Here is a 2,511-nt window from a genome sequence, read left to right on the forward strand (position 1 = left end):
GGTGACGATCTCGTACAGGCCGGGGCCCGGCTTGCGGAACCAGCCGCCGACTGCCTTGGCGAGCCGGGCTTGCCGCACGTCGAGGCGGTCCATCGCGACGCCGGGCGCGATCTCCACGTACGCGCGGACTGCGGCGATCTCCTCCGGCGTCAGGTCGGACTTGGGCACGGCGCGACCTCCACAGGTCGATGAGCTTTCAACCAAACCATCCCAAAACGGTGCATATTCTCCCTGTGGGGGCTGCCCGTTCTCGCCGGGGTCAATCGGACGGCTCGGTCACAGGAGGTCGCCGCCGTGGGCAGTGACGGTGTGGCCGACCTGGGCGAGGACGGCGGACAGGGCGGTGGTCAGGGCCTGCTGGATGCCGTCGTAGCGGGTGAACTCGTCCAGGTTCCCGGCCGGGCCGTGGACCTGGACGGACGGTGGGCCCGCATCTCATTCCGCGAAAACCGAGCCGCCCGCGCTGCCCCCGATCGGCGAGCAGCCCAAACCCACCCGGGACACGCATCAGCCTTTATCCGGCGGATCCCAGTCGCAGGAGGTGCACCAGTCCCGCCCCGGCGGATCGCTTCGCAGGTGCAGCGTGCTCTCCCCGCACCGCGGACAGGGCCGGCCCTCCTCCAGCTCACCGGCAAGCGCCTTAAGAACGGCGACCTGGTGCCGCAACCGCAGCACATCCTCCAAGGCCCCCATGCCAGCTCACCTCATCAACGCGACGACTGCCCCTCCAGCATGCGCCCGGCAACCCCGCCCGTGGACCCCACCACGGCAACCACCCGCGAACCCACCGACCAGGGGCCGGCCATCGCGTCCGGCCCGGTACTCCCGGGTTCTCCCAGAGCTGCCGGTACAACCGCCAAAACCCCCGCTCCACCCGCCAAAACCCCCGCTCCACCCGCACCCCGAAGGTCCGTACAGGGGCGATACAGCACCCGGCCCCCGACCGATGAAACGGATGGTCTTCGCAGGTCAACGCGCCATCATCTCGGACTCGCCCTGCCGATCCACCTCCCTGCGCCCAGCCCCTGGAGGTGGGTGCTGGATGGTGGCGTAGTCGGTGGCCGGTCGCTGCGCTGCACCTTTCCCGTGCGTCCGCCTGGCGGCGGCCGCAGAGCGTCGGTCGGGGTCGGTGGAGGGCGTGTTCGAGGCGGTTGCCGGGCCGGTGAGCGCTGCGGGGGCGGCGTAGGGTGGAGTGCAGTGTTCGGGGCTTGTCGATGCCGGCTGCCGTGTCGGCCTCGTCCCGGACACGCAAGGCCTGGCGAAGGTCCGGCGCGCCGGGGCAGGACTCGGTGACGCCATGACCGCCCGGAACGACCCGACCGACCCAGCTGCCGCCGGACGGCCCAGACTCACGGTCGCGGACGCGATGGAACCCGGCGGGCCGCGCATCACCCCGGGCGCCGGCGTCGGGCAGGCCGAACGCCTCCTCGACGACAGCGGCGCCACCTGCCTGCTGGTGTGCACCGACGACGACCGGTGCCAGGGCATGGTCACCCCCGCCTCGCTCGCCCCGTTCCTCGCCTGCACCTGGTACAGCGACCACTCCCAGGTTCAGGACGCCATCAGCCAGGGCGACCCGTTCGCCTGGCCCACCCTGGCCCTCTCCCTCGCCGCGGTGACCATGGGCACCCATCACCTCGACCTCTGGCCCGTCGTCGACGACGACGGGCACCTCCTCGGCATCATCACCCGCACCCGCGTCACCGCCCTCCTCGCCAACCCCCGCCCCTTGGCGTTAGCGACCGCACCCTGCACAGACCGACGGCGTCGCCTCCGCGCTGGGGAAGACCTCGGTCGACGGGACGGTGCCCGGCGACGACTTCTCGCTCGTGGTGAACCCGGCGACCGGCACCGCGGCTCCACCACCGCGACCGTGGCCACCGCCGTCCCGGACCGGCGCACGCGCCACCACCAACCCGCCGATCGGCCCGACCGCAGCACAGGCGAAGCACACCCGGATGTTCCACGCCGGAAACCGGAGCGGCAGGCCCACTACCCTCGGCCCGCCGCCGAGGACGGGCAGAGGCCGGTCGTCCAGCAAGCGGGGCCGCCGTCCGCTGACCGCCGCCGGATCAGGCGGCCGGATCCAGCGTCCGGCGAGTGTCGCTGCCGACCACGGCCCCGCAACCCGGTTGACTGGTCATCAGAGCGTTGACTCGCCGCCCGGCAGTGCCTTGGCCGTGCGATTGGCCCGGGCACTGCCACTTCGGCCGTCCGAGACTGTGCCGGACGAGTTACCCGGGCGTGGAGTCCCTGCCGGACGGCATCGGCTCTGCCACGGTGTGTGCATGCCTGTGCCCTTCTCTCTGCTCCTCCCGGTCTTCGCCCTGCCACGCTGCCCCGCCTGCGGCCACACCACCCAAGGCACCCGGGCGAAACCCGGCAGCACGGTGCGCTGCACCCGGTGCAAGACGATGCGCCGAGTCCCGATGGGCAGGCCGCTGTTCGGGCCGGACGACCCAGCCGCGACCGTGCCGCAACCGGGCCCGCGCCCCCAAAACGAACGCACCA

At 72.2% G+C, this 2,511-nt stretch carries 1 protein-coding gene; it reads left to right on the top strand.

What is annotated here, in order from left to right; genetic code table 11:
- Window positions 1–1,297: 1,297 nt before the first annotated feature.
- The gene (locus KSNIM_RS38870; RefSeq protein WP_263108319.1) at window positions 1,298–2,155 is read left to right on the top strand and encodes a CBS domain-containing protein; all 858 of its coding nucleotides are present in this window, start codon (window positions 1,298–1,300) and stop codon (window positions 2,153–2,155) included.
- Window positions 2,156–2,511 lie beyond the last annotated feature (356 nt).

This window comes from Kitasatospora sp. DSM 101779 (assembly GCF_025655475.1).
GTDB lineage: Bacteria > Actinomycetota > Actinomycetes > Streptomycetales > Streptomycetaceae > Kitasatospora.